This window comes from Pseudomonas sp. R45(2017) (assembly GCF_002112305.1).
Lineage (GTDB): Bacteria > Pseudomonadota > Gammaproteobacteria > Pseudomonadales > Pseudomonadaceae > Aquipseudomonas > Aquipseudomonas paraglycinae.
Genome location: NZ_NEHH01000013.1, coordinates 52,630 through 72,545 on the forward strand (window position 1 = coordinate 52,630; position 19,916 = coordinate 72,545).

At 62.0% G+C, this 19,916-nt stretch carries 20 protein-coding genes and 1 pseudogene; 9 read left to right on the top strand and 12 right to left on the bottom strand.

The window, feature by feature from the left end:
* Positions 1-100: 100 nt before the first annotated feature.
* A pseudogene (locus CAF74_RS29695) lies at positions 101-859 on the top strand (MCP four helix bundle domain-containing protein); the annotation flags it as partial.
* 129 nt (positions 860-988) lie between these two features.
* Positions 989-1,714 carry a methyl-accepting chemotaxis protein gene (locus CAF74_RS29700; protein ID WP_371857362.1) on the top strand — a complete coding sequence of 242 codons (726 nt, stop codon included), beginning with the start codon at positions 989-991 and terminating at the stop codon, positions 1,712-1,714.
* A 40-nt stretch (positions 1,715-1,754) separates the two neighbouring features.
* Here the strand turns inward: CAF74_RS29700 and CAF74_RS26235 are convergent, their stop codons facing one another.
* Positions 1,755-2,180: a nuclear transport factor 2 family protein gene (locus tag CAF74_RS26235; protein ID WP_085748265.1), complete on the bottom strand. Its 426-nt coding sequence runs from the start codon at positions 2,178-2,180 to the stop codon at positions 1,755-1,757.
* A gap of 433 nt (positions 2,181-2,613) precedes the next feature.
* Here CAF74_RS26235 and mqo point away from each other — a divergent pair, with 433 nt between their 5' ends.
* On the top strand, positions 2,614-4,263 hold the full coding sequence (gene mqo, locus CAF74_RS26240) for a malate dehydrogenase (quinone) (RefSeq protein ID WP_064595368.1): 1,650 nt from the start codon (positions 2,614-2,616) through the stop codon (positions 4,261-4,263).
* Between the two features lie 67 nt (positions 4,264-4,330).
* Here the strand turns inward: mqo and CAF74_RS26245 are convergent, their stop codons facing one another.
* From CAF74_RS26245 to CAF74_RS26260, 3 genes are all read right to left on the bottom strand, one after another.
* Entirely contained in the window at positions 4,331-4,759 is a 429-nt protein-coding gene (locus CAF74_RS26245; protein WP_085748266.1) for a nuclear transport factor 2 family protein, read from the bottom strand.
* 403 nt (positions 4,760-5,162) lie between these two features.
* The gene (locus CAF74_RS26255) at positions 5,163-6,029 is read right to left on the bottom strand and encodes a CAP domain-containing protein (RefSeq protein ID WP_085748267.1); all 867 of its coding nucleotides are present in this window, start codon (positions 6,027-6,029) and stop codon (positions 5,163-5,165) included.
* 130 nt (positions 6,030-6,159) lie between these two features.
* Positions 6,160-6,930 carry an alpha/beta hydrolase gene (locus tag CAF74_RS26260; RefSeq protein ID WP_085748268.1) on the bottom strand — a complete coding sequence of 257 codons (771 nt, stop codon included), beginning with the start codon at positions 6,928-6,930 and terminating at the stop codon, positions 6,160-6,162.
* Between the two features lie 111 nt (positions 6,931-7,041).
* Here CAF74_RS26260 and CAF74_RS26265 point away from each other — a divergent pair, with 111 nt between their 5' ends.
* Positions 7,042-7,986, top strand: coding sequence for an aldo/keto reductase (locus tag CAF74_RS26265; RefSeq protein WP_176240514.1), 945 nt, complete (start codon positions 7,042-7,044; stop codon positions 7,984-7,986).
* Between the two features lie 6 nt (positions 7,987-7,992).
* Here the strand turns inward: CAF74_RS26265 and CAF74_RS26270 are convergent, their stop codons facing one another.
* Positions 7,993-8,886 carry a LysR family transcriptional regulator gene (locus CAF74_RS26270; RefSeq protein ID WP_085748270.1) on the bottom strand — a complete coding sequence of 298 codons (894 nt, stop codon included), beginning with the start codon at positions 8,884-8,886 and terminating at the stop codon, positions 7,993-7,995.
* A gap of 99 nt (positions 8,887-8,985) precedes the next feature.
* Between CAF74_RS26270 and CAF74_RS26275 the strand changes: the two genes are divergently transcribed.
* Positions 8,986-9,462 carry a cupin domain-containing protein gene (locus CAF74_RS26275; RefSeq protein WP_085748271.1) on the top strand — a complete coding sequence of 159 codons (477 nt, stop codon included), beginning with the start codon at positions 8,986-8,988 and terminating at the stop codon, positions 9,460-9,462.
* 56 nt (positions 9,463-9,518) lie between these two features.
* Here the strand turns inward: CAF74_RS26275 and paoC are convergent, their stop codons facing one another.
* From paoC to CAF74_RS26295, 4 genes are all read right to left on the bottom strand, one after another.
* On the bottom strand, positions 9,519-11,717 hold the full coding sequence (paoC, locus tag CAF74_RS26280) for an aldehyde oxidoreductase molybdenum-binding subunit PaoC (protein ID WP_085748272.1): 2,199 nt from the start codon (positions 11,715-11,717) through the stop codon (positions 9,519-9,521).
* Positions 11,714-12,670, bottom strand: coding sequence for a xanthine dehydrogenase family protein subunit M (locus tag CAF74_RS26285; protein ID WP_085748273.1), 957 nt, complete (start codon positions 12,668-12,670; stop codon positions 11,714-11,716). Before CAF74_RS26285 ends, paoC begins: the two co-directional genes overlap by 4 nt.
* Positions 12,667-13,290 (bottom strand): aldehyde dehydrogenase iron-sulfur subunit PaoA, encoded by a 624-nt coding sequence (paoA, locus tag CAF74_RS26290; RefSeq protein ID WP_371857363.1) that lies wholly within the window; start codon positions 13,288-13,290, stop codon positions 12,667-12,669. Before paoA ends, CAF74_RS26285 begins: the two co-directional genes overlap by 4 nt.
* A gap of 242 nt (positions 13,291-13,532) precedes the next feature.
* The gene (locus tag CAF74_RS26295; RefSeq protein ID WP_085748275.1) at positions 13,533-15,287 is read right to left on the bottom strand and encodes an L-lactate permease; all 1,755 of its coding nucleotides are present in this window, start codon (positions 15,285-15,287) and stop codon (positions 13,533-13,535) included.
* A 234-nt stretch (positions 15,288-15,521) separates the two neighbouring features.
* Between CAF74_RS26295 and CAF74_RS26300 the strand changes: the two genes are divergently transcribed.
* Positions 15,522-15,728 (top strand): hypothetical protein, encoded by a 207-nt coding sequence (locus CAF74_RS26300; protein WP_064382340.1) that lies wholly within the window; start codon positions 15,522-15,524, stop codon positions 15,726-15,728.
* A gap of 43 nt (positions 15,729-15,771) precedes the next feature.
* Here CAF74_RS26300 and CAF74_RS26305 read toward each other — a convergent pair whose 3' ends face one another.
* The gene (locus tag CAF74_RS26305) at positions 15,772-16,044 is read right to left on the bottom strand and encodes a hypothetical protein (protein ID WP_085748276.1); all 273 of its coding nucleotides are present in this window, start codon (positions 16,042-16,044) and stop codon (positions 15,772-15,774) included.
* Positions 16,045-16,267: 223 nt separating this feature from the next.
* Here CAF74_RS26305 and CAF74_RS26310 point away from each other — a divergent pair, with 223 nt between their 5' ends.
* Together CAF74_RS26310 and CAF74_RS26315 are read left to right on the top strand one after the other, a co-directional pair.
* Positions 16,268-17,347, top strand: coding sequence for a hypothetical protein (locus tag CAF74_RS26310; RefSeq protein WP_085748277.1), 1,080 nt, complete (start codon positions 16,268-16,270; stop codon positions 17,345-17,347).
* A 2-nt stretch (positions 17,348-17,349) separates the two neighbouring features.
* The gene (locus CAF74_RS26315) at positions 17,350-17,703 is read left to right on the top strand and encodes a DUF1428 domain-containing protein (RefSeq protein WP_085748278.1); all 354 of its coding nucleotides are present in this window, start codon (positions 17,350-17,352) and stop codon (positions 17,701-17,703) included.
* A 15-nt stretch (positions 17,704-17,718) separates the two neighbouring features.
* Here CAF74_RS26315 and CAF74_RS26320 read toward each other — a convergent pair whose 3' ends face one another.
* Positions 17,719-17,913, bottom strand: coding sequence for a hypothetical protein (locus CAF74_RS26320; RefSeq protein ID WP_007957125.1), 195 nt, complete (start codon positions 17,911-17,913; stop codon positions 17,719-17,721).
* Positions 17,914-18,020: 107 nt separating this feature from the next.
* Here CAF74_RS26320 and thpR point away from each other — a divergent pair, with 107 nt between their 5' ends.
* The gene (gene thpR / locus CAF74_RS26325; RefSeq protein WP_085748279.1) at positions 18,021-18,560 is read left to right on the top strand and encodes an RNA 2',3'-cyclic phosphodiesterase; all 540 of its coding nucleotides are present in this window, start codon (positions 18,021-18,023) and stop codon (positions 18,558-18,560) included.
* A gap of 190 nt (positions 18,561-18,750) precedes the next feature.
* Here thpR and CAF74_RS26330 read toward each other — a convergent pair whose 3' ends face one another.
* Positions 18,751-19,848: a polyamine ABC transporter substrate-binding protein gene (locus CAF74_RS26330; protein WP_085748280.1), complete on the bottom strand. Its 1,098-nt coding sequence runs from the start codon at positions 19,846-19,848 to the stop codon at positions 18,751-18,753.
* Positions 19,849-19,916 lie beyond the last annotated feature (68 nt).

Consider the following 19,916-nt stretch of genomic DNA (forward strand, 5'->3'; position numbering starts at 1 on the left):
ACGAAACACGCTGAGACGCTCTAACGCAGCGTGTTCATGGAAATAGGCTTAACTGAAGCGTTGAACGGCGCCGCGTGGCGCGACCTGGGAGGAAATCACGGTGTCGATCAAACTGCGTTTGGTGTTGCTGATTGCGACCAGCCTGCTGACGGCGCTGATCGTGAGCCTGGTCAGTTATGTCGGCAATCAGCGGATGGCTTCGGCGGTCAGTGACAACGCGGTCAGCATGAGCGCGCTGCGCAACCACATGGAAGCCGACATGATGCACGACGCCCTGCGCGCGGACGTGTATTCGGCGATGCTGGTGGGGCTGGGCAAAAGCACCAGTTCGGCGGACGAGGTGCGCAGTTCGGTCGAAGAGCATGCGGCGCATTTTCGCGAAGTGCTGGGTGAAAACCTCAAGCTTCCGGTGAACCCGACGATCAAGTCCGCGCTCGAGCAGATCAAGCCAAGCCTCGACACCTACATCAGCGCCGGCGAGCAGATCGTCGGTCTTGCGCTGGAAAATCCGGACAGCGCCCAGCAACAACTGGGGACCTTCAATACCGCGTTCAGCCAGCTCGAAGAACAGATGGCCGCTCTCAGCGAGCTGATCGAAACCAATACCCGGCAGACCAGCGAAGGCACCGAGGCGGCGATCCACAACGCCAATGTCGCGCTCGGCATCGTTCTGATCGCCAGTCTGTTGCTGCTGTTGGCCCAGGGTCGCTGGGTGATGCTGAGCATCATGGGTCCGCTGAAATCCGCCAGCCGCATCGCCGAAAGCATCGCCCACGGCAACCTCAGCGAACCGATCGCCGAACCGTCAGGCAAGGACGAAGCCAGTGCGCTGATCCGCACGTTGGCCACCATGCAGCGCGACCTGCGAGACATGATCGACGTGGTGCGACGCAACGCCCATGGCGTCAGCGGCATGAGCGAACAACTGAGCCACGGCTGCCATCAGGTGGCCGACAGCAGCCAGCAGCAAAGCACCGCCGCCGGCACCATGGCTGCCGCCGCGAGCCAGATGACCGCCAGCATCGAGGAAATCACCCGTCACGCCGAGCGTGCTTTGAACATGGCCAGCCAGGCCGAGTCACTGGCGAAAAACGGCGGGCAGGTGATCCATCAGGTGGTCAGCGACATGGACGACATCGCCCGTTCCGCCCAGCAATCGGCGCAGGTGATCCGCACCCTCGATCAGGAATCCGAGGGCATCTTCAACATCATTCAGGTGATCAAGAGCATCGCCGACCAGACCAACCTGCTGGCGCTCAACGCGGCCATCGAGGCAGCCCGTGCGGGCGAGCAGGGCAGGGGCTTTGCGGTGGTGGCCGATGAGGTGCGCAGTCTGGCGGCGCGCACCAGCGCCTCGACCCAGGAAATCGCCGCGATGGTCGCGCGCATCCAGAACAGCACCCGCGAGGCCGTCAGCAGCATGGAGGCCGGCGTCGCCCAGGTCGACAAAGGCATGGCGGTCACCGCCGACGTCGAGCGCGCCATCCGCGAAATCCTCGACGCCACCCTCAGCACCACGCAACTGGTCAACGACATCACCCGCACCATCGGCGAACAGAGCCAGGCGAGCAACGAGATTGCCCATCAGGTGGAGATGATCGCGGGGATGTCGGAGGGCAACAGCAAGGTGATCGGTCAGACGGCCAATACCACGGATGAGCTGTCGAGTCTGGCGGGGCGGCTGGCGCAGTCGGTGGATCGGTTTCGGTTGTGAGAGCAGGCTCTGCCGCCTTGTCAGCGGCAGAGCTCATGCTTCAGAACTTGTACGCCTGACGCCCCACCAGCAACCACTTGCCAGCCTGCTTCTGCCAGATCTGGAAATTCTCGATTTCCGTCGGCACGACCTCCGTGCCTTTCAGTGCCTGCGCCGAGAAGTGATGGCGCACCAGCGCGGTGTCCCCGGACATTGTGATGGTCTGGTTTTGCATCTCCAGGGTCTTGAACGCGCTCTTGCCGGTTTCGATATCGGCAATGAAAGCTTTCTTGTCCTGGATTTTGCCGCTGGAGTGGCCGTAGGTGAGGTTGTCGGCGGTCAGGGCGTTCAGTTCGGCGATGTCCTTGTGCAGCATCGCCTGGGTCAGGTGATCGACGGCCTGGGCGACGTCCTGTTCCGCCGGGGCGGCGGCGACGTAGCCGCTGAAAACACAGAAAAGACCGAGCAGCACTTTGCTTTTGTTCATGAGAATTCCTTGTTTTTGTAGGTTTCGGAACGACTGGTTTATTTGTCAGTCGTCGTACAACTTAGCAGGAATATGAATGAGGTAGAAAGAGCTTCAGGAACCAATCGAAAACTATCCGGTCGCGAACAGACGCGCGGGTTTGCCATGACGTGATATTCTTCGCCCCACTTGGTTTGACCTAATTCAGTCTGGCGCGCTTTTCGGCGGGCCAGACAGAACCCCTGTCGCTCAAGTAGCTGAAGCCAATAATGATAAGAAGTCAGTTCAGAAGGGACATATAACTGAGGTCGACGCAGCCTGTCGGCCTTGTGTGCCCACCCGTCAAAATTGAAGTGTGCCGGAACCCGCGACGCTGGCCTGAGTGTCGCGAAAAGAGGGGACCTCATACGTACAACAGCGGCGGGCGGAAGGCGTTTTATCATAGGTGCAACAGATGTTTAAGAAAGTGAACACAGCCTTGCTGGGGCTGGCTTTGGCGATGGGGATGTCTTCCGCCAATGCCGAAGAAGCAAAGAAAGTCGACGTCCTGCTGATCGGCGGCGGCATCATGAGCACCACCCTCGGTGTGTGGATCAATGAGCTGGAACCTACCTGGTCGATGGAAATGGTCGAGCGCCTCGACGGCGTCGCCCTGGAAAGCTCCAACGGCTGGAACAACGCCGGCACCGGTCACTCGGCACTTGCCGAGCTGAATTACACCCCGGAAGACGACAAGGGCAATGTCACCATCCCGAAAGCCGTCGAGATCAACGAAGCGTTCCAGGTCTCCCGTCAGTTCTGGGCCTGGCAGGTTCGTCAAGGCGTCCTGAAGGACCCTCGTTCGTTCATCAACACCACTCCGCACATGAGCTTCGTGTGGGGCGATGACAACATCAAGTTCCTGAAAAAGCGCTACGAAGCCCTGCAAGCGAGCCCGCTGTTCGCCGGCATGCAGTACTCCGAAGACCCGGCTGTGATCAAGAAGTGGGTTCCGCTGATGATGGAAGGGCGTGACCCGAACCAGAAAATCGCGGCCACCTGGAGCCCGCTGGGTACCGACATGAACTTCGGCGAAATCACCCGCCAGTTCGCCGGTTACCTGCAGACCAAGCCTAACTTCAACTTGAAGCTGTCCAGCGAAGTACAGGACATCACCAAGAATGCCGATGGCACCTGGCGCGTCAGCTACAAGAACCTGAAAGACGGCACCAAGACTGAAACCGACGCCAAGTTCGTGTTCATCGGCGCCGGCGGCGGTGCACTGCACCTGCTGCAGAAATCCGGTATCGAAGAAGCCAAGGAATACGCTGGCTTCCCGGTAGGCGGCTCGTTCCTGGTGACTGATAACCCGGCCATCGCCGAACAGCACCTGGCCAAGGCCTACGGTAAAGCTTCGGTTGGCGCGCCTCCGATGTCCGTTCCGCACCTGGACACCCGTGTCCTGGACGGCAAGCGCGTCATCTTGTTTGGCCCGTTCGCGACTTTCAGCACCAAGTTCCTGAAAGAAGGTTCGTACCTGGACCTGCTGACCAGCACCACCACCCACAACATCTGGCCTATGACCCGGGTCGGCATCAAGGAATACCCGCTGGTCGAGTACCTGGCCGGTCAACTGATGCTGTCGGATGAAGACCGTCTGAACGCGCTGAAGGAATACTTCCCGAACGCCAAAGCCGAAGACTGGCGCCTGTGGCAAGCCGGCCAGCGCGTGCAAATCATCAAGCGTGATGAAGCCGCTGGCGGCGTGCTGAAACTGGGCACCGAAATCGTTGCTTCCAAGGACGGCTCCATCGCCGGTCTGCTGGGCGCATCCCCAGGCGCATCGACCGCTGCACCGATCATGCTGAGCGTGCTGCAGAAAGTCTTCAAAGACAAAGTCGCCAGCCCAGAGTGGCAAGCCAAGCTGCACCAGATCGTTCCAAGCTACGGCACCCAGCTGAACAACGATCCAGCCAAAGTGGCTGAAGAGTGGGCTTACACCGCCAAGATCCTGCAACTGCCAACCCCTCCGGTGATTGGTCAGGTTGCAGCTCCAGCGGCGGACGCCTCGGCTGAAAAAGCTCCGGCTCCGAAAGAAAGCGCTGCACGTGACATGGCTCTGTAATCCAGACGCCTGACACACGAAGCCCACTGAACCGGCGACGGTCAGTGGGCTTTTTTGTGTGCGGATTTCAGGCCTTGGCGGCCGCCAGATAGGCGCCAAGCCGCCGTCCCATCTCTTCACCCAGCGCCTGCAACCCGCTGAGCGGCCGCACCATCACCTCGAACTCGACGATCTTGCCTTGTTCATCGAAACGGATCATGTCGATGCCTTTGAGCTCTTTTGCGGCGACTTTGGCGCTGAACTCCAGCACCACATTCAAGCCATCGGCTGTCGCCAGTTCACGGTGGTATTTGAAGTCTTCGAACACCTCGAACACGGTGTTGAGGATCATCGACACCACCGGGGCACCGGGGTAGGGGGTATGCGCCATCGGCGAGCGGAAAACCGCTTTGGAATCGAGCAGTTCGGGCAGGGCCTTGAGATTGCCGGTGCGGATCATTTCGTGCCAGCGGTTCAGGGATTCGGCGGCGTTGGGGTGCAGGTTCAGGTCGGACATGGTTTCACTCCTGTATTTTTTGTTGTTCTTGGCGCGGCGCCCATGACTCTAGATCAAAGCGGCGCAATGGAAACCATTTGTACCGATCTGAATGTCGACCCATGCGCCACCCCGATCCATCTGATCCGCTTTTTCCTGTCGAATCTGCATCTGTAACCATCTCAGCCACGGGCCCAAAATGGCCCTGCCGTTCGGTCATACGCGACGCGCTTCATTCCGGAGCGCCCGGTGCGCCGGACATTGAGTACTCAGGAGGCCTTCATGGCTAAGATGGCGATTTTCCTCGGCGGCTTTCTTGTGTTGACCATCATGATTGGCGTGCTTGCCACGATTTCTCCGGTCTGACGATCAGCCGTCGAGTTGCGACTTGCAGCGCTCTTCGACGGTTTCGGATGGAACCGGATCAAGGCGCCCCGAACAGCATCGTCCAGTAAACCCCTTCATCACTGCGCGCCTCACTGGCAAATCCGGCGCCGACCTGGGTGAACATTGGGTTCATCAGGTTGGCGCAGTGTCCGGGGCTGGCCAGCCAGCCGGCCATGGCCTTGCCCGGTGAGCTTTGTCCGGCGGCGATGTTTTCGCCGATCTGTCGGCCACGGTAGCCGGCCGCCCGGGCGCGATCTGCCGGGCCGTCGCCGTCCGGGTCGCGGTGGGCGAAATAATTGCCGTAGGCCATGGCCTTGCTGTGGCCCTGAGCGGCGGCGCCGAGTGCCGGGTTCCAGCTCAAGGGGCGGGCGGCGGCGAAGCGCTGGCGACCGCACATACGGGGTCGGGCGCGGGCGGCGTTGACTTCGGCCAGCAAGGCCTTGCCGACGCTGCGGTTGTCGCCGACGCGACTGTCGAGCACCGGCCGGGCCAGCACCACTTGCCATTCGCTGCGGGCGCGGCTGATGCCGATGTCGGCGTATTGACCGTCGAGCAACGCGCCGCAGTAATCGTCTTGCAGCATTTCGAACGCCTCTTCGGCGTCCTGTGCGCCGACGATCCGGATGCTGCGCACCGCCACGGCGGCATAGCCGGAGTCTTTCAATCGTTCGCGCAATCCACCGCCGTAGCCATAGCCGACCGGCAACGCCAGATTCGACTTCAACGTCAGCGGCGCCAGCCGTTGGGCCGGGCGACGGTCACAACGTTGCGGATGGGCGCGGTAGTCGTTGATGGCGGCCACCAGTTGCCGCTCGGCGCCGGCGTGGGCAGAGGGAGAAAGCAGGGTAGAAAGGATCAACAGGCACAGCGAAACGAAGCGAGACGAACGAACGGCGTGGCGCATGGGACGCAAAGCTCTGAACAAAGACAAGGCTGAAGGAAAGTGAACCGCAGAACGCGGCGCGGGTAGGACTGGCCTTTTTGCACTTGGTTCACGAAGCAGCGCCGGGTTTCATCGGCTGCCGACGAAGTGCTCAGCGATTCAACACATCCTGCATCCATTGCAGATATTGCGGCCGTTCGGAAATCGAATTGTGTGCCGAGTCGTTCACCACTTTGAGCGTGGCCACACCGTCGGGAAAACTGTGCAGCAAGCGTTCGGTGCTGGCCTGTGGAATCACCTCGTCATCACTCGCCGCCAGCAGCAGCGTCGGCACGCGGATATGTGCCGCGTACTGGCCGGACCGGAAACGATCCTTGAGCAACCACTGCACCGGCACCCACGGATATTGGCGGGCGGCGATTTCTTCGAGGCTGTTGTAGGGCGTGACCAGAATCAGCCGCGCCACCGGCCGTTGGCTGGCCAGACGCACCGCGACCCCGGAACCGAGGCTGCGTCCCAGCAGCGCGACCTGCGGATGACTGGCATAGACCTGATCGAACAGCGCCAGCGCATCCTCGGCGATCGCTTCTTCGGAGGGCGAACCGCCGCTGCCACCAAAACCCCGGTAATGCAGCAAATACAACGAATAGTCAGGAAACGCCTCGGAAAACTCCGGCAGATTGTGCGAAACGTCCTCGGCATTGCCGCCGAAATAGATCAGCGCTCTGGGCCCGGCGCGCTCGCGCACCGTCACGCGGATCTCGGCGTCGGGCATGGCCAGCGTCAACCGTGACTCCGGCGAATCGAGGGTGGCGGGCTGCGGAAAATAAATCAGCGCCCGCTGAAAAACGAACAGCGCCGCGCACAGGATCAGGTACACGGCGACGATCAATGCGACGAGTGACAACAGGGTTCTGGACATTCGACTAACGTTAACCGGGCGCGCAGGTTGGCTGTCGCAGTGTAGTCCAACGGTTTTGCGGGCTGCATCAAAACACAAGGTGCAACAGATCCACAGGGCAAGGGCGCCAGCATGAACCACACTGAGGGATATTCCCGCCGCCGGTTGCTGACACTGGCAGCCGGCGTGTCAGCGGTTTTCACCTTTGACCGGGCGCTGGCCACCATTACGTCGCCGAACGCCACAGGAGCCCAGACCATGCAGACCCGCGCCATCCCTTCGAGCTCCGAGCCACTGCCGCTGGTGGGGTTGGGCACTTATCGCGGTTTCGACGTCGCTCCCGGCGATCCGGTCTACAAACAATTGCCGGCGGTGCTCGGCGAGCTGTTCAAAAAGGGCGGGACGCTGATCGACAGCTCCCCCATGTACGGCCGCGCCGAGGAAACCACCGGTGAATTGCTGTCGATCCACGAACCGCGCTCTCCGGCGTTTCTGGCGACCAAGGTCTGGACCCGTGGTCGCGAGGAGGGCATTGCGCAGATGGAGCAGTCGTTCAGCCTGCTGCGCGCCGAGCGCATCGACCTGATGCAGATCCACAACCTTCTCGACTGGCAAACCCACCTGCCGACCCTGCGCGACTGGAAAGAGCAGGGCCGCATCCGCTACATCGGCATCACTCACTACACGCCGTCGGCCTATGAGGAGGTCGAAGCGGTGCTCAAGGCCGAGCCGCTGGATTTCCTGCAAATCAACTACGCCCTGGATGATCGCGGGGTCGAGAAACGCATCCTGCCGCTGTGCCGCGAACGCGGGGTGGCGGTGATCTGCAACCGGCCGTTCGGCGGCGGCGACCTGCTCGCGCGGCTCAAGGGCAAACCGCTGCCGGGCTGGGCGGCTCAGGTGGGGGCGAAGAGCTGGCCGCAACTGGCGCTGAAATTCCTGCTGGCGCATCCGGCGGTGACCTGCGTGATTCCCGGCACCAGCAATCCGTTGTACATGGCCGACAATGCCGGCGCCGGGTTCGGGTTGATGCTGACCGATGCGCAGCGTCAGCAGTTGATTGCGTTGGTGGACTAGACGGTTTCAGCCTTGATAGCGCAGCGCCGCCAGCAACAATGCAAAGGCCGGCGCTGTCTGGCGCCGGCTCGGGTAGTAGAGGTGATATCCGGAAAACACCGGGCACCAATCCTCCAGTACTTGTATCAGGCGACCTTCAGCCAGATAGGGGGCGACGATGTTCTCCGGGATGTAGCTCAGGCCGAAACCGTCGAGTGCGGCGTCCAGTAATGGATAGACGCCGTTGAGGGTTACCTGTCCGCAGACTCGCACCTTCAGGCGTTCGCCATCCTTCTCGAACTCCCAGGCGTATAGACCGCCGTTGGTAGGCAGGCGCAAGTTATTGCAAGCGTGGTCGGTCAGATCACGCGGGGTCTTCGGTACGATACGTCTGGCGAAATAGGCGGGCGAGCCGACCACCGCCATACGCATGTCCGGGCCGATACGAGTGGCGATCATGCCTTGTGCGACATCCTCGCCCAGCCGCACGCCGGCATCGAAACCCTGACCTGCGATGTCGACGAAACTGTAGTCGCAGCTGACTTCGACGGAGATGTCCGGGTATTGCAGAAGAAATTCTTTGAGGACCGGTCGCAACAGCCAGTTCAGCGAGTGATCGGTGGCGCTGAGACGGATCTTGCCGGCGGGAGTTTCCCGCAGGTTGCTGAGGGCGGCCAGTTCCGATTCGATCTCTTCGAAGCGCGGGCCGATGGTTTGCAGCAAGTGATCACCAGCCTCGGTGGGAGAGACACTGCGGGTGGTGCGGATCAGCAGGCGCAGGCCCAGCCGGGCTTCAAGGCTGCGGATCGTATGACTGAGCGCCGACTGCGAAACGCCAAGTTTGGCAGCTGCTTTGGTGAAACTGCGCTCACGCGCCACGGCGAGGAAAGCGAGCAGATCACTGGCATTTTCCCGAAGCATTAATGAGTGCCCTGCATAAGTTTTTTTGAATTCTAGTCGATTATCTGAAGAGTCGGGCTGGTTAAAGTGGAGGCTGTCCCTTTTCTGGAGAGCCTCAACATGAATCCGATCGCCGCTTCGGCGCTGACCCTTTCCCTGCTGGCGGGCGAAGTCCAGGCCAGCGAGACATCTCGCGTGACCGTTACTCCCAACGGCTCACAACCGTCGGCCAAAGGCTCGAGCGACTGGTTTACCGGGACGGTACGGGTCGATGCGCCGTTCAAGGGCAGCGATGCGGCGCGGATCAGCGGCGCCACCGTGACCTTTGAGCCGGGAGCGCGTACGGCGTGGCACACCCATCCGTTGGGGCAAACGCTGATCGTTACCGCTGGGTCAGGCTTCGTGCAGGAGTGGGGGCAGCCAGTGCGGGTGATTCGGCCAGGCGACACCGTGTGGATCGCGCCCAACGTGAAGCATTGGCACGGTGCGGCGCCGACCACGGCCATGACGCATATCGCCATTGCTGAAATGCTGGATGGCAAAGTGGTGGACTGGATGGAGCAGGTGGGAGAGGCGGAGTATCCCGACGTCCGCTAATCAACAAGTCGCCCACGGTGAGACCGAACGTCCTCACCGTGGGGCCATTCCACAAATCAAATCATCTCTGGCAGTGACGCGAGAATCTTGTCCAAGGTAATCGGATACTCCCGCACCCGCGCGCCCGTGGCGTTGTAGATCGCATTCGCCACCGCCGCACTCACGCCGCAGATCCCCAGTTCCCCGACCCCCTTGGCTTTCATCGGCGAGGAAATCGGGTCGGTTTCATCGAGGAAGATCACCTCCTGATGCGGGATGTCGGCATGCACCGGCACCTCGTAGCCTGCCAGGTCATGGTTGACGAAAAAGCCCTGGCGCTTGTCCACCGCGAGTTCTTCCATTAATGCTGCGCCGACGCCCATGGTCATGGCGCCGATCACCTGGCTGCGGGCTGATTTCGGATTGAGAATCCGCCCGGCGGAGCAGACTGCGAGCATGCGCCGCACGCGGACTTCGCCGGTGGCGGCATCGACGGCGACTTCGACGAAGTGCGCGCCGAAGGTCGATTGCTGATATTGCTTGGCGAGGTCGGCGAATTCGATGCTGTCCTCGACTTCGATCACGGCGTGTTGCGCGGCGTCACGCAACGGCACGTTCTGGTTGCCCAGCCGCACGTGGCCGTCGACAAACTGCGCTTCACCCGCGTTCATGCCCAGTTTGGTCGCGACCGCTTCGCGCAGCTTCATGCACGCTGCGTAGACCCCGGCGGTCGAGCAGTTGGCGCCGAACTGTCCGCCGGAGCCTGCCGACACCGGGAAATTCGAATCGCCGAGTCGCACCACCACATCGTCCAGGCTGACCCCCATCATTTCCGCTGCAGTCTGACCAATGATCGTATAGCTGCCAGTGCCGATGTCCGTCATGTCGGTTTCAACCGTGATCTTGCCGTCGCGCTCCAGCCGTACTCGCGCGCCGGACTTCACCAGCAGGTTGTTGCGAATCGCCGCCGCAACGCCCATGCCGATCAGCCAGCGACCTTCACGACGGCTGCCGGGCGTTGCATTGCGCTTATCCCAGCCAAAACGTTCGGCGCCGGTTTGCAGGCATTCGATCAGACGTCGCTGGGAGAACGGCCGCTCGGTTTTCACCGGATCGACCTGCGTGTCGTTGAGGATGCGGAACTGGATCGGATCGAGTTTGAGCTGTTCGGCCATCTCGTCCATGGCGATCTCCAGTGCCATCAGCCCCGGCGTTTCACCCGGCGCGCGCATGGCGTTGCCTTCCGGCAGATCCAGCGGCGCCAGGCGCATGGTCACCAAGCGATTTTCAGCGGCATAAAGCAATTGACTCGGTTGCGCCGCGACTTCGACCTTGCCGTCGGCGAGATTGCCCGACCAGCCTTCATGGGCGATGGCGGTGAGTTTACCGTCCGCCGTGGCGCCCATGCGAATGCGTTGAATGGTGGCGGGACGGTGGGTAGTGTTGTTGGCTATCTGCGGACGGGCGAGGGCGACCTTCACGGGTCGGTTCGCCAGGCGTGCGCCGAGGGCGGCGAGGATCGCGTCGGCGCGAATGAACAGCTTGCCGCCGAAACCGCCACCAATGTACGGCGAGATCAACCGCACGTTTTCCTTGGGCAGGCCGAGGGTAGTGGCGATGTCGCCGACGCTCCAGGCGATCATCTGGTTGGAGGTCCAGAGCGTCACGTGATCGCCTTTCCAGGCGGCGAGGGTCGCGTGAGGCTCCATCATCGCGTGGGATTGATCCGGCGTGGTGTAGGTCTGGTCGAACTGCACGGGCGCAGCGGCGAAGGCGCTGGCGAAATCGCCGTGCTTGACGTCCGGCAGATCGTCTTTCGGCTCCACGCCCTGGTCGCGCACGCTGGCCAGATCAAATTGACCTTTGTCGGCCGCGTATTCGACGTTGACCAACTGCGCGGCGGCCCGCGCCTGTTCGAAGGTTTCGGCGACCACCAGCGCCACGGCCTGGTGATAGTGCTGCACTTGCGGCCCGGCCAGCAGGTGCGCGGCGTTGTATTGGCCTTTGCCGAGCTTGCCGGCGTTGGCGGCGGTGACGATGGTCAGCACCCCCGGCGCAGCGCGGGCGGCCTCCAGATCGATGCGGGTGATGCGACCTTTGGCAATGGCCGAACCGACCACTACGCCGTAGGCCTGATTCTTCACGGCTTCATGTTGCTCGTAGGCGTAAGGCGCCTGGCCGCTGGTCTTCAGCGGGCCTTCGATGCGGTCGGTGGGTTTACCGATGACGTTCAACTGATCAATCGGGTTGGTCGTGGCGGGCGTGTCGAATTTCATGCTTCGTCCCTCGCTTGGGCCAGCACCGAGGCAATCGTGCGCTCGACCAATGTCACTTTGAACTGGTTGTCAGAAGTAGGCGTGGCGCCGTCGAGCAGGCGCGCGCTGACGGCTTTCGCGCCTTGCGGCAGCAGCGCTTCCGCCGCTTCGACTCGCCAGGGTTTCGGCGCGATGCCGCCGACGGCGATGCGGCCGCTGCCATCCTTCTGCAGGATCAGGCCGACGGACACCAGCGCGAAGGCGTACGACGAGCGGTCGCGCACCTTGTGATAGACATGCGTGCCGCCCACTGGCGCGGGCAGGGTGACGGCGGTAATCAGTTCGCCGGGTGTCAGACTGGTTTCGACATTCGGCGTGGTGCCGGGCAATTGATGGAAGTCCGCGATGGCGATGCGCCGCGTGCTGCCGTCGGCTTTGAGCGTTTCGACCTGGGCATCCAGCGCCCGCATCGCAATCGCCATGTCACTCGGATGGGTCGCGATGCAGGCGTCGCTGACGCCGATGATGCCGAGTTGTCGACTGACCCCGCCAATCGCCGCGCAACCGCTGCCGGGATTGCGTTTATTGCAGGCCTGATTGGTGTCATAGAAATACGGGCAGCGCGTGCGCTGGAGCAGATTGCCGGCGGTGGTCGCCATATTGCGCAACTGGCCCGATGCGCCGGCAAGCAGGGCGCGAGCGAGCAGCGCGTAGTCTTTCCGGACCCGACTGTCGGCGGCCAGATCGGTGTTGCGCACCAGTGCGCCGATGCGCAAGCCGCCGTCGTCGGTGGCTTCGATCCGGTCGAGGCCCAGGTGATTGACGTCAATCAGCTGCTGCGGTGTTTCGATGTCGAGTTTCATCAAGTCCAGCAGATTGGTGCCGCCGGCGATAAAGCGGGCGCCCTCGATTTGCGCAGCTTGGGCAGCGGCTGCGGCAGGAGAGTCGGCGCGGCTGTAGTTGAACGCTCTCATGCTGGCACCTCCGCGACTTCGCTGATGGCTTCGATGATGTTCGAATAGGCGCCGCATCGGCAGATGTTGCCGCTCATGCGTTCCTGCAATTCGCTGGCGATCAGTTGCGGCGGTTCGGTGAGGCTGGCGCTGGCGTGGCTGGGGATGCCGTCACGGATTTCCTGGAGCACGGCGACCGCCGAGCAGATCTGCCCCGGCGTGCAGTAGCCGCATTGATAGCCGTCATGCTTGATGAACGCGGCCTGCATCGGGTGCAGGTGGTCCGGCATGCCGAGGCCTTCGATGGTGGTGACTTTGGCGCCGTCCTGCATTACCGCCAGGGTCAGGCAGGAATTGATTCGCCGGCCATCGACGATCACCGTGCAGGCGCCGCACTGGCCGTGGTCGCAGCCCTTTTTGCTGCCAGTCAGCTGCAGGTGTTCGCGCAGGGCGTCGAGCAGGGTGGTGCGAGTATCAACCTCCAGCGCCTGTGGCTTGCCGTTGACTTCGATGGTTACTTTGGCCATGGCCGGTTGCTCCAGGCTGGCCGCGTAGGCCTTGAGGCTGATGAAAGGGGGCATCGCGAACGCGGTTGCGGTCACGGCACCGAGAATCAGGAAACGGCGTCGGGAGATCGCCATTGGCGGATGGTCGTTCATTGGCTTGGCTTCCTCTATCAGGTCGGCAGGGTGTGAAAGACCCGCACGGGTACGCTGGCGTGGTTGCCAGTCTCGCTCTGTTCTAGGAGTGACCACGCTGGAGAGGAAAAGGTTTTCTTTGATTTGCGCATGGCCTCATGCGCACGCTTCATGAATCGACGGAATGAAGGTGGGTGCCTTGGCTGTGAGTCAGATCGCTCTCACAACCGAGGCACCCGCGATTCTCAATGTGCGCCGACCACCATGGACGTAAACGGCGCCACATACGCCTGCAACGTCACCAGGCCGCCGACCAGGATTGCCAGCACGATGGAATGGAAGAACACGTAACGCAGGATTTCCCCTTCATGCCCGTACCAGCGTGTCGCGGTCGAGGCGACCACGATCGACTGCGCGTCGACCATTTTGCCCATCACTCCGCCGGAGCTGTTGGCCGCCGCCATCAGGACCGGGCTGATGCCCAGCTGTTCCGACGTCACCCGTTGCAGGCCGCCAAACAGCACGTTGGACGCGGTATCCGACCCGGTAAGCGCTACGCCAAGCCAGCCGAGCAAGGTGCCGAACATCGGGTAGAAAATCCCCGTGGCAGCGAATGCCAGCCCCATGGTCGCGTCCAGCCCCGAGTAGCGGGTCAGGATTCCCAGCGCCAGCATCGCGGCAATCGTAATCAGCGAGAAGCGCACCACCCACAGTGTGCGAAGGTACTGTTTGATCAGTTGCGGGATCGAGTAGCCCATCAGCAACCCTCCGACAATCGCCGCGAGCAGGATGCCGCTGCCGGTGGCAGTGAACCAGGTGAACTTGTACACCGCCTCTTCAGCTTTCGGCGCGGCGACCACCGGAGGGACTTTTTCGATCTGCAGATGCAGGGAGCTGAAAGTCACGGCCGGGGCGAACACCGGATTGGCCTCGCGCAGCGGTTTGCCCTGCGGATCGAGCCTGGCCGATTGGCTGACGGGATCAATCGCCGGACGGGTGTCGAACATGTTCTTGAAACCCTGGGTGCCCCAGGCAAACACGAACACCGTGAGGATGATCCACGGCATCCACGCGCGCATCACTGCCGGGCGCGCCTGATCGCTGAATGCGGCGCTGGCCGTGACCTTTTCTTCGTCGACCTTCGAGTCGTCATGCCGCCCCGACAGCGCGGCCGAGGTGTGGACGGTTGCCGGTTTCCAGACCTTGAGGAACAACGTCAGGCAGGCCATGGAAATCAGCGCGGCGATCACGTCCACCAGCATCGGCCCGTGGTAGTTCGAAACCAGAAACTGCGGTATGGCGAAACTGACGCCAGCCACCAGAATCGCCGGCCATACCTCCAGCATCTTGCGCCACCCGGCGAAGGCCCAGATCAGCCAGAACGGCACCAGCACGGAGAAGAACGGCAACTGCCGTCCCACCATCATCGAGAGCTCCATTTCATCCAGCCCGGTGACCTTGGCCAGCGTAATGATCGGCGTGCCCAGGGCGCCGAAAGCCACGGGCGCGGTGTTGGCGATCAGCGCCAGACCGGACGCTGCCAGTGGCGAAAAACCAAGACCGATCAGAATGGCCCCGGTCACCGCCACCGGGGTACCGAACCCGGCGGCCCCTTCGAAGAAAGCACCGAAACAAAAGGCGATCAGCAGCAATTGCAGGCGCCGGTCGTCGGTGATGCGGGCGAGTGAATCCTGCAACACCTTGAACGAGCCGTTCTCGGTGGTCAGACGATGCAGAAAAATGATGTTGAGCACGATCCAGCCAATCGGCAGCAGCCCGTTGGCCGCCCCGAACAGCGCCGCAGAACCGGCCATGTTGGCGGGCATGCCGAAGGCGAAGATCGAGATCAGCAGCGCCGAGGCCAGCGCCAGCAGTGCGGCCAGATGCGCCTTCACATGAAAGAAGGCCAGCGCCGCCAGCATCACCACCACTGGAACGGCGGCCATGATCGTGGAGATCACCGGATTGCCGAACGGGTCATAGACTTGTTGCCAGACCATGTCGCACCTCTGCTTGTTGTTCTTGAGGGGCAGATCCTTTGCGCGTTGCAAGCAGTATAGGTGGCATTTGGCCGCCGCTCGGGCGAGGCGGGCGAGGCGATCAACGGTCATCGGCGGTCTGTGAATCATCGTCGTTTTCCCCGGTCGTATCTGCGGCAGCGCACACGGCGCCTCTTCGGTGCGGGCAGCGCTGCCGTTTCCGTCGTCAAGACCTTGGTTTTAGGGAAATTCTGAATGATGCGTGCAACAAGCCTGCTGCTGACCGTTTCTGCCGCCGTACTGCTGGGCGGCTGTGTGGCGGATTTCGATGATGACCATCGCCATGGTCGGCATTACGACCGCGATCATGGTCGTTACTACGATCATGACCGGCGCTGGGACGACCGCGATGACGACCGCCGCGACGGGCGTCGTTATCACCGCGACCGGGATGATGACTGACTGAAACGAAGAGGGCGTTCCCCTGTGGGAGCGCCCTCTGGCATTAAAAATGAGCGCTCGCCCGGACGCTGGATCGCGCAGGCACGGAGGCCTCGATGTCCAGCAAATGGGTGGCGAGAATGTCGCTCAGAAAACGGAACTGATCGTTGAGGCCGACCACTTCATTGCTGAAATGATTGCTGGCGGCGGGCATCAACAGATCTTCGAAGGCTTCGTCGAACACCAGCGCCTGTGTCTTGCGCGACACGACGTGCTGATCGTAGTAGTTGCTGCCGAAGTCCGGGAAACTCACGGCGAGGGTGACGGTACTGATCATGATGTGAACTCCTCGTGCTGTGTGTTTCGGATGGGCTAATCGTGCCTTTGGCGAGCGGTCGGCGGAAGGCAATCGTCGCAATGGTGAATATCGACGCCATTGATGGTTGGACTGATGCAGCCCTGACCAGCGGATAAACGGCGCACCGCACGCACCTATACTCATTTCATCTCCTCCGGATTCTTCAAGTCTCCCGCCCGAAGAACAGATAAGGACCGCCACCGTGAACCTGCGTGCACTGCTCGTCGCCGCACTGGTGTTGCTGGCCGGCTGCGCCACCACGGCGCGGGCCCCGGTGAGCGCGCCGGCGGTGGTGGTCTCGCCGGCCACCTGGCAGCAGATCGACCGGGAAATCGTCAGTGCCTCGAAGCAGGCCACCGAGCAGGTCAAGCTGTTCGCCCGTGGCTCGATGGAACATTGGCGCATTCGGGTCTATGAGCAAACTGAAGAAAATTTCATCCCGTGGTTCAGCAGCTACTGGACCCAGGAATGGCTGTCGATGAAGGTCAGCTGGTACACCATCAGTGCCAGCGGCGAGCAGGATGCTTCGGCCAAACGTCTGGCGGCCTATCTGCTGGAGCAATATCAGGAACGCGTACTGGCGCCGGTGGCGGTGGAGATCGACCCGGACGCGATCCTCGGCCAGTCCACCGCGTTCTATGCGCAGCTGATGGCGCAGCAGATGCCGGTCATCGCCCAGCGCCACGGCGTGCCCATCGCCCAGCTCAACGGGCGGTTGCAGAAAATCCCCGCCATCGCCCTTGGCCCGCCGTCGGCGAGGGATGCTTCGCTGTATCAGGTTGTCAGCACTGAACCGTTGAACACGCTGCCGGCCTACGCGGCGCTGATCGACAAGATTCACACCGACGGCGGCTCCAAAGGCGTGACCTCGACGGAGTCGGCCATGGCCCCGGTGGCCAAGCGTGCCAGCCAGCGCATGGAGGCGGAAATGGCCCCGCGCGGCGCCGCGAGCGCGGTGGCGGCAGCGGCAGGCAAACTGGCCGGGGCGCTGATTTCGGTCGGCGTGGCGGGCGTGCGCGCAATCATTCAGGCCAACGACCGCCCGGACAGCGAAGCGCTGATTCGCAGCAGCCTGGGCAACACCTTCGACAAGGCCTGGCTGAAACTGCTGCAAAACCCGACCACCGGCGTGATGGCCGGCACGCTGCACATGGCGGCGCAGGTCGAGGGCAATCTGGGCGGGCGGGATGAGCCGTCGGTCGGGTTGGGCGTCAACCGTGTCGAATGGCGGCCGCCCGAGTCGACTACTCAGCAGATCGAACCCACCCTGCAAGGAGAATGATCATGGCTTACATCGATGTGTTCGTGGCGCCCGTGCCGAATGCCAATCGCGAACAGTACAAGAAGCACTGCGAAATCGCCGCCAAGCTGTTCAAGGAATACGGCGCGCTGGAGGTGATTCAGGGCTGGGGCGATGACGTGCCGGACGGCAAGGTCACCTCATTCCCGATGGCGGTAAAACTCAAGGAAGGCGAAACCGTATCGGCGGGCTGGCTGGTCTGGCCGGACAAAGCCACCCGCGACGCCGGCATGGCGAAAATGATGGAAGACCCGCGCATGCAGCCGGACGTCAATCCGATGCCGTTCGATGGGCAGCGGATGATCTTCGGTGGCTTCAAGGACATTCTCGAGCCTTGATGCCGCGTTGCCGGGTCACTCCGCCGACGGGGTGATCCGGCAGCCTTTGCGGTTGCGAATCTGCTCGTCCGTCGGCCGCTCGCGCACAAATTCGAAACGCGGCTCACCTTCGCTGTAATGCACCAGCCAGCCCCATTCCAGTTCGCTCTCATCCTGCCCGGGATTCGGCGGTCGGGCCCACCAGGGTTCTTTGCTGAGGATCTCGCGCATGACGTCCTCCGGTTGATGGCAATCGTTGAACTATAAACCCCACGCCGAGAGTCGCCAGAAACGGGCGTGTAGAATCCAGGGATCTCGACGAACGAAGGAGCGTGGCCATGACGGACGAAACGCGCGGGGATCAACCGTTCAAGCGGCTGTTCTTCGCCCTGGACTGCCCGCCGGCGCAGCGCAAGGCGATTGCCCAGTGGCGCGGCGAACTGGGTTTGCGTACCGGCAAACCGGTGCCGGCGGACAACTTTCATCTGACGCTGCTGTTTCTCGGTGCGGTGCCGTTGGCGCAGATTGGCGAAGTCTGCGAGGCGGCGGCAAAAGTGCGCACGCCGGGCGAGGCGCTGAGGATTTCACTGGATCGGTTGCAGGTCTGGCGCCGTGCCGGGGTATTGTCGCTGGCGCCCGAGCAGGCGCCGCAGGGATTGTTGCGGCTGGTGTATGCGCTGGAGCAGGCGATGTTGCCGTTCGGATTTGAAGAGGCAACGCGCGAGTATCGTCCGCACCTGACACTGGCCCGGGACTATCGGGCGCCGGAACCGGAATCTGCCACGCCGCCGGAGTTCTTCCTGCGGGCTGAACGCTTTGCGCTGTTCGAATCCCACAAGGGCCGCTATCGCTCGCTGGCCGACTGGCCACTGATCTGAGCCCACAAAAAAAGGCGCCCGAGGGCGCCTGAATTCACCTGAACCGAGGAAGCCAGGTGAGGCCGTTCAGAGCAGGGGGCAGCGGTGGTAAGGCGCTGCATGAACGGAAATCGATACTGACTGATCGTTCCCACGTCGAGGCGTCCCTTGAGGCATTCCCACGCGGAGCGTGGGAACGATCGTGGTGCCATTACTTGCCGAGTTTCACGCGTGTCCAGCCCCGGGTCATGATCCGTTGCGTGGCAATCGGCTGATCCGGCACCGCATACAGCGTGGCCATCACCGCTTGCGGCGGGTATGAGCCCGGGTCGTTGCGGATCGCTTCGTCCACCAGCGGCGTCGCGGCTTCGTTGGCGTTGCTGTAGCCGATGCTGTTGGTGACTTCGGCGATGATGTCCGGGCGCATCAGGAAGTTCATGAACAGGTAGGCGTTCTCGACGTTGGCGGCATCGCGCGGGATGGCGACCATGTCATAGAAACTGCCGGCGCCTTCCTTGGGAATGCTGTAGTCGATCTCGACCTTGTTGCCCGATTCGACCGCGCGAGCCTTGGCCTGCAACACGTCACCCGAATAGCCGACCGCTACGCAGATGTTGCCGTTGGCCAGATCGGAGATGTACTTGGACGAATGGAAGTACGCCACCGACGGCCGGATCTTCATGAACAGCGCTTCGGCTTCGGCGATGTGCTTCACGTCCTTGTCGTTCACCGGATAGCCCAGGTAGTGCAGGGCGGCCGGGAGCATTTCGGTCGGCGAATCGAGGAAGCTGATGCCACAGGCCTTCAGCTTCTCGGCGTTTTCCGGTTTGAACAGCAGGTCCCAGGAGTTGGTCGGCGCATTCTTGCCGAGCACTTCCTTGACCTTGTCCGGGTTGAAGCCGATGCCGATCGAGCCCCACATGTACGGGAACGCGTGGGCGTTTTCCGGATCACTGGCGGAGGCGTTTTTCAGCAGCACCGGGTTGAGGTTTTTCCAGTTTGGCAGCTTCGATTTGTCCAGAGTCTGATAGACCCCGGCCTTGATCTGCTTGGCCAGGAAACTGTTGGACGGCACCACGATGTCGTAGCCGGATTTACCCGCGAGCAGACGTGCCTCGAGGGTTTCATTGCTGTCGAACACATCGTAGGTCACGCGGATGCCGGTCTCGTCCTCGAACTTCTTGACGGTGTCCGGAGCGATGTAATCCGACCAGTTGTAAACGCGCAGCACCTTGTCGTTGGCCTGGGCGCCCGTGGCGATTGCGCCCAATAAGGACAGTGTCAGCAGAGTCCTGCCAAACATTTTCATCGGTGAAACTCCATTCTTTTTATTCAAAAGCTTTTAAGCCAAAGCGCAAAGCCGTAAAACGCGACGGC

What these genes read in the sequence shown, in the direction of transcription:
- CAF74_RS29700 (WP_371857362.1), top strand. Translation starts at nt 989, where the DNA reads ATGGCTGCCGCCGCGAGCCAGATGACCGCCAGCATCGAGGAAATCACC.
- CAF74_RS26235 (WP_085748265.1), bottom strand. Translation starts at nt 2,180, where the DNA reads ATGAACAAAAGCAAAGTGCTGCTCGGTCTTTTCTGTGTTTTCAGCGGC.
- mqo (WP_064595368.1), top strand. Translation starts at nt 2,614, where the DNA reads ATGTTTAAGAAAGTGAACACAGCCTTGCTGGGGCTGGCTTTGGCGATG.
- CAF74_RS26245 (WP_085748266.1), bottom strand. Translation starts at nt 4,759, where the DNA reads ATGTCCGACCTGAACCTGCACCCCAACGCCGCCGAATCCCTGAACCGC.
- CAF74_RS26255 (WP_085748267.1), bottom strand. Translation starts at nt 6,029, where the DNA reads ATGCGCCACGCCGTTCGTTCGTCTCGCTTCGTTTCGCTGTGCCTGTTG.
- CAF74_RS26260 (WP_085748268.1), bottom strand. Translation starts at nt 6,930, where the DNA reads ATGTCCAGAACCCTGTTGTCACTCGTCGCATTGATCGTCGCCGTGTAC.
- CAF74_RS26265 (WP_176240514.1), top strand. Translation starts at nt 7,042, where the DNA reads ATGAACCACACTGAGGGATATTCCCGCCGCCGGTTGCTGACACTGGCA.
- CAF74_RS26270 (WP_085748270.1), bottom strand. Translation starts at nt 8,886, where the DNA reads ATGCTTCGGGAAAATGCCAGTGATCTGCTCGCTTTCCTCGCCGTGGCG.
- CAF74_RS26275 (WP_085748271.1), top strand. Translation starts at nt 8,986, where the DNA reads ATGAATCCGATCGCCGCTTCGGCGCTGACCCTTTCCCTGCTGGCGGGC.
- paoC (WP_085748272.1), bottom strand. Translation starts at nt 11,717, where the DNA reads ATGAAATTCGACACGCCCGCCACGACCAACCCGATTGATCAGTTGAAC.
- CAF74_RS26285 (WP_085748273.1), bottom strand. Translation starts at nt 12,670, where the DNA reads ATGAGAGCGTTCAACTACAGCCGCGCCGACTCTCCTGCCGCAGCCGCT.
- paoA (WP_371857363.1), bottom strand. Translation starts at nt 13,290, where the DNA reads ATGGCGATCTCCCGACGCCGTTTCCTGATTCTCGGTGCCGTGACCGCA.
- CAF74_RS26295 (WP_085748275.1), bottom strand. Translation starts at nt 15,287, where the DNA reads ATGGTCTGGCAACAAGTCTATGACCCGTTCGGCAATCCGGTGATCTCC.
- CAF74_RS26300 (WP_064382340.1), top strand. Translation starts at nt 15,522, where the DNA reads ATGATGCGTGCAACAAGCCTGCTGCTGACCGTTTCTGCCGCCGTACTG.
- CAF74_RS26305 (WP_085748276.1), bottom strand. Translation starts at nt 16,044, where the DNA reads ATGATCAGTACCGTCACCCTCGCCGTGAGTTTCCCGGACTTCGGCAGC.
- CAF74_RS26315 (WP_085748278.1), top strand. Translation starts at nt 17,350, where the DNA reads ATGGCTTACATCGATGTGTTCGTGGCGCCCGTGCCGAATGCCAATCGC.
- CAF74_RS26320 (WP_007957125.1), bottom strand. Translation starts at nt 17,913, where the DNA reads ATGCGCGAGATCCTCAGCAAAGAACCCTGGTGGGCCCGACCGCCGAAT.
- thpR (WP_085748279.1), top strand. Translation starts at nt 18,021, where the DNA reads ATGACGGACGAAACGCGCGGGGATCAACCGTTCAAGCGGCTGTTCTTC.
- CAF74_RS26330 (WP_085748280.1), bottom strand. Translation starts at nt 19,848, where the DNA reads ATGAAAATGTTTGGCAGGACTCTGCTGACACTGTCCTTATTGGGCGCA.